5 protein-coding genes are annotated in these 5,313 nt (G+C 68.5%); all 5 read right to left on the bottom strand.

The genetic code is table 11. The features are described from left to right. Window positions 1–361 (bottom strand): DUF501 domain-containing protein (locus R1101_RS0115600; RefSeq protein ID WP_016934319.1); only part of this gene is annotated, 361 nt, incomplete at its 3' end. Beyond that, window positions 358–1,065 carry an FtsB family cell division protein gene (locus R1101_RS0115595; RefSeq protein WP_051017558.1) on the bottom strand — a complete coding sequence of 236 codons (708 nt, stop codon included), beginning with the start codon at window positions 1,063–1,065 and terminating at the stop codon, window positions 358–360. The genes R1101_RS0115595 and R1101_RS0115600, both read right to left, overlap by 4 nt. A gap of 8 nt (window positions 1,066–1,073) precedes the next feature. Further along, complete coding sequence (gene eno / locus R1101_RS0115590) at window positions 1,074–2,360, bottom strand: phosphopyruvate hydratase (RefSeq protein WP_016934317.1); 1,287 nt, start codon at window positions 2,358–2,360, stop codon at window positions 1,074–1,076. 116 nt (window positions 2,361–2,476) lie between these two features. Beyond that, window positions 2,477–3,199, bottom strand: coding sequence for a lytic transglycosylase domain-containing protein (locus R1101_RS0115585; RefSeq protein ID WP_016934316.1), 723 nt, complete (start codon window positions 3,197–3,199; stop codon window positions 2,477–2,479). A 266-nt stretch (window positions 3,200–3,465) separates the two neighbouring features. After that, on the bottom strand, window positions 3,466–5,313 hold a 1,848-nt coding region (locus R1101_RS27025; RefSeq protein WP_232284766.1), incomplete at its 5' end, for a putative bifunctional diguanylate cyclase/phosphodiesterase.

The following is a 5,313-nucleotide window of genomic DNA, read 5'->3' as shown; positions in this document are numbered from 1 at the left end:
GCTCGGGCATGCCGCCGCCGGTGAAGTCGGTGCCGAGCGACTCGATCGCATCGCGCTCGGCCAGGTACGACTCGTGAGCGCGCCGATAGGCCGCGGCCAGCTCCTCGTCGGTGCCGAGACGCTCGGTCATCTCCCTCATGACCCCGGCGGATTCCTGCCGGCTCGCCTCGGCCGTGAGGCGCGGGTCGGTGAGGTAGTAGAGCGTCGGGAAGGGCGTGCCGTCGGGCAGCTTGGGCGCGGTCTTCACCACTCCGGGCGCACCGTCGGGGCAACGGTAGGCGATGGCCAGGACCCCGCGGGGTTCGCGCCCGAGCTGGGCGGCGACGGCGTCGAGGTCTTCTTGCGTGACTGGATCGGTCACCCGGGGACATCTCCTGGTTCTGGGGGTGCCACAGGCATCTGCTGCGGCACGGGTTCGGGCTGGGGTTCGGGTGCCGGCTCGGATACCGACAGCCACAGGTCGCTGTACCAGGCGCCGGTCGTCGGCCGTTCGGGTTCGCGCTCCTCGCGTTCGGGTGGAGCGTCACCCGGAAGCTGCACCTGGTAGGGAGTCTCACCGGGCACGACGAACCGCAGCCGCTGGCGAGCCTGGGCGCGGACCCAGGCCGGGTCCTCCATGCGGGCCTTCTGCTCCTCGAGGGCCGCGATCTCCTGTTCGAGCTGCACGCGTTCGGCCGCGAGCTGTTCGGCTTCTGAGCGCTGGCTCACGTAGGTGCGCAGCGGCACCGCGAGGGTGAGGGCGAGACCGCACACGACGAGGGCGAGCACCACGGCGCGACCGGTGGACAGGCCCAGGACGGTGCGTTCGGTGCGGGGGCGGCGGGAGTCGCGGGGCGCACCGACCCGGGTGGGCCGGGCTCGCCCCGAACCGCCCGGTCGGCCGCGACCGGGCGACGAATGAACGGGGTCCTCACGGCCGGCAGGCCGGGCACCCGCGTTCTCGGCCGAGTGCTCGGCCGGGGCGGTAGATCCCGCGGGCCGGGCCCGGCCCGGACGCCGGGCGCCGGGCACACCCTCGGTGCGGATACGCCTCGCGCCGGGACGGGATCTACCGCGCTGACTCATGCCGGTGGTCAGCCCTCGACGGAGAACCGCGGGAAGGCGAGCTCGCCGGCGTAGCGAGCGACGTCACCGAGGGACTCCTCGATGCGCAGCAGCTGGTTGTACTTCGCGACACGCTCGGACCGGGCGGGCGCGCCGGTCTTGATCTGTCCGCTGCCGACGGCGACGGCGAGATCGGCGATGATGGTGTCCTCGGTCTCGCCGGACCGGTGGCTCATCATCGTCTTGTAGCCGTTGCGGTGCGCGAGGTCGACGGCGTCGAGGGTCTCGGTGAGGGTGCCGATCTGGTTGACCTTCACGAGCAGCGCGTTCGCGGCGCCGCGGACGATGCCGTCCTCGAGGCGCTCCGGGTTGGTGACGAACAGGTCGTCGCCGACGAGCTGGATCTTGTCGCCGATCGCCTCGGTGAGCGCGACCCAGCCCTCCCAGTCGTCCTCGCTGAGCGGATCCTCGATGGAGACCAGCGGGTACTGGCCGAGCAGCTCGGCGTAGAAGGCGCCCATCTCGGCGGCCGTCCGGTTCCGGCCCTCGAAGGCGTAGCCGGTGCCCTCGGTGTAGAACTCGGTGGCCGCGACGTCCAGCGCGAGCGCGACATCGCTGCCCAGCTTCAGGCCGGTCTTGGCGATGGCCTCGCTGATCAGGTCGAGCGCGGCCTTGGTTCCCGCGACGTCGGGGGCGAAGCCGCCCTCGTCGCCGAGGCCGGTGGCCAGGCCCTTGCTCTTGAGCACGGACTTGAGGGAGTGGTAGACCTCGGCACCCCAGCGGAGGGATTCCTTGAAGGTCGGGGCGCCGATCGGCGCGACCATGAACTCCTGGACGTCGACGCCGGTGTCGGCGTGGGCGCCACCGTTGAGGATGTTCATCATCGGAACGGGCAGGATGTGGGCGTTCGGGCCGCCGACGTAGCGGAACAGCTCGAGCCCGGACGACTCCGCGCCGGCCTTCGCGACGGCGAGCGACGCACCGAGGAGGGCGTTCGCGCCGAGACGGCCCTTGTCGGGGGTGCCGTCGGCGTCGAGGAGCGCCTGGTCGACGGTGCGCTGCTCGGTGGCGTCGAGGCCGATGATGGCCGGGCCGATCTCGGCGAGGACGGCCTCGACGGCCTTCTCGACGCCCTTGCCGAGGTAACGCTCGCCGCCGTCACGCAGCTCCACGGCCTCGTGCTCGCCGGTGGAGGCGCCCGACGGCACTGCAGCGCGGGCGAAACTTCCGTCCTCGAGCAGCACCTCGACCTCGACCGTGGGGTTGCCACGGGAGTCGAGGATTTCGCGGGCTCCTACCTGCTCAATGATGGCCACTGGCTGATTCTCCTTCGATGGACTTTCACGCTGCGGTGTCTGCACGCTGGGGACAGCCTAACGGTCGCGACCTGCGTGTGAGGCACAGGCGCGCCCGAGGCCCGGCGCGGTGCCGTCTACGGCCGCACTCCCACCCCGTAGGCGGCGGCGCGGTCGCGGACGAGCATGAGGTACTCGGTGGACCGGTTGTAGGCCATCAGGGCGTTCGTCCATCCCTCCGCGGTGGTCAGGTCGCCACCGCGATCGCACAGATAGCGGCCCGCGGCCAGGGCCGCGTCGTCGATGTTGTCGGGGTCGGCGATCCCGTCGCCGTTCGCGTCGACTCCCCACCTCTCCCAGGTCTCGGGGATGAACTGCATCGGCCCGACCGCCCGGTCGAGGACCGGGTCGCCGTCGAGTCGGCCCCCGTCGGTGTCGCGGATCTCGGCGTTGCCCCGGGTGCCGTCGAGCGGGACACCCCGGATGGGAGGAGAGACGCTGCCGTCGGGTGCGAGGGACGCGCCGCCGAACCGGCCGTGGCTGCTCTCCACGTTGCCGATCCCGGCGAGGGTCGTCCACGACAGGCCGCACCCCGGCGTGCCGACGGCCAGGACGACCGCCGCGTGCCCGTACGCCTCGAGGGCGGTGACGGGGATGCCCAGCTCCCGCGATTGGGGTTCGGCCCAGTCGGCGAGTTGCGCGGCCGTGCGGCCGGGACCGTTCACATCGATGGGTGGGACGGGGAGGCCGGGCGCCGGGGGGACGCCGTCGGGGATCTCGACGGACGGCTGCCGAGGTGAGTGCAGGGCGGACTCGACCGCCACGAAGACGACGGCGATCAGCGCACTGAACAGGACCACCGGCCACAGCCAGCGTCGGGGTTCTCGATCGGACGGCACCCTTCCATCTTCCACACGGGAGGAAGAGCAGGCCGGTGCCGACAGTCCCCCGAAGACCGCCGGCGCCGGTCGGGAAGGTGGAGTCCGCGAGGGGACGGACTCCCCCGAAGATTCCCGAGACGCACCGTTGCGCTCAGCACGAGTCGATGAGAACCCTGCGTCGAAGCCCGGAGCATCCTGCCGTCAAAAACATACCCTAGGATTTTTTATAGCACAATAACCAACCATCAGAATGGTTCCCGGCATCGCCGTGCCATGGACCTTCTTGCCCCTACCCCACCTTCCGGACTCCAGGGCAGCCGGATCCTGCCGGCACGGAGCATCCCCACGAGTCGATCCGGGGTCGCGGGCCGACTCAGCAAAAATCCTTGAGCGCGTACACAACCCAGATCCAGAAGTTCTCTCACCGCTCCCGTCGACTCGACTCCTTCCGCAACGACTCGAAGTCCGAACGACGAGGCCAGGCCCACTATCGAATCGACGATGACCCGATCTTCCTCGCTGTGATCGAGATTCTGCACGAAGCCCCGGTCGATCTTCAGAGTGTCCACAGGGAGGGACTTCAGATGTCCCAGCGAACTGTATCCCGTACCGAAATCGTCGATCGCGACTCGGACTCCGAGCCTCTCGAGCCGTCGCAGGGTGTCCCTCGTCCGTTGGAGGTCACCGACAACGACGTTCTCGGTGATCTCCAAGCACAACTCCGAACCGTCCAGATCGTAGCGTCGAAGAACGGACTTCACCGTCGCATCGAAATCCAGCGACACCAATTGAACCGGCGAAACGTTGACGCTCATGGTGATTCGCAGTCCCGGAATCTCACGTTTCCATCCCGCCAGTTGCGCGCATGCACGCGTGATGACCCATTCACCGAGTTCGCCGGCGAGATTCGTGGATTCGGCGACCTCGACGAACTCCCCCGGCTGGAGGAGCCCCAGCGGCGAGTGGTTCCACCTCACCAGAGCTTCGACGCCGAGAATCATGCCCGTACGGAGGTCGATCTCCGGCTGATACTCCAAGGTCAGGTGATCATCATCGATCGATGTCCGCAGGTTCATCTCGATGATGGTGCGCCGGTCCCCTTTCTCGTTCATGTCCTCGGTGAACACGCCGACACCGTTGCCACCCTGACGCTTGACCACCATCATCGCCTGGTCGGCACGGCTGAGCAGGGTCGCCGAACCTACCTGCCCCGGAGTTCCGAGTGCCACGCCGACACTGACTCCTCGGCCGACGGTCTGACCGCCGAGCGCGACGGATGCCCCTACCACCTCCTGCAGCACTTCCGCCCGTTTCGTCGCCTCCGCCGGCGACGAAGGACCGGACAGTACGACCACGAACTCGTCGCCACCGAGCCTGGCGACGAGATCGTCGGGCTCACTTCCCTCGGAGAGGCGATCGGCGATACGGCAGAGATACGAATCGGCGGCCTTGTGCCCGAGGAAATCGTTCAACGCCTTGAGCCTGTCGAGGTCGAGGAACAACACTCCCACGGGACCGGGAGCGCCGTCCTCCAGCCGTTTGTCGAGATACTCGAACAATGCGCGCCGGCTCGCCAGGCCGGTGAGCGAGTCGTGGTAGGCCGCCCGCCGGAGATCCTCCTCTGCACGGATGCGTGCCTGTACCTGAGCGAGCAGCGCCGCGATGAGCGTCAGGGCGTTGACCTCTTCCTCGCTCCACGGCCGCGTCGTCTGTTTCACCAGCCCCAATGTGCCTGTCGTGATCCGGCCGGACACGAGCGGGACCGCCGCCAACGACACACCGGACATCCCGGAGGCGGCGAACACCCGGTCGGCATAACCCTGCGTGTCCTTCCCCGCCTGCAGACCGTTCATATCGTTCCCCTCGGTCAACAACGGTTCCTTCATGTCCTGGGCTGCGGCCATGACGGGGTCTGCACTGTGGAAGTAGACCACCCCCAAAGGATCCGGATCCGGTACGTGTTCGCGGGGTGGCCATTCCGCCACCAGAATCGTCGCGCCGAATGTCGTGGTCGTTGTAGCGAAGGAAGCACGTATCGACGCCGAGGAACTCGACCAGATCGCGCAGCACGAGACGGACGACCCGGTCGTGGG

It is taken from the genome of Rhodococcus sp. R1101, from assembly GCF_000278445.1.
Taxonomy (GTDB): Bacteria; Actinomycetota; Actinomycetes; order Mycobacteriales; family Mycobacteriaceae; genus Rhodococcus; species Rhodococcus gordoniae.
Note: the sequence above shows the minus strand (reverse complement) of the source record. Positions and strands in the feature narration are given on the sequence as shown.

What these genes read in the sequence shown, in the direction of transcription:
- R1101_RS0115595 (WP_051017558.1), bottom strand. Translation starts at nt 1,065, where the DNA reads ATGAGTCAGCGCGGTAGATCCCGTCCCGGCGCGAGGCGTATCCGCACC.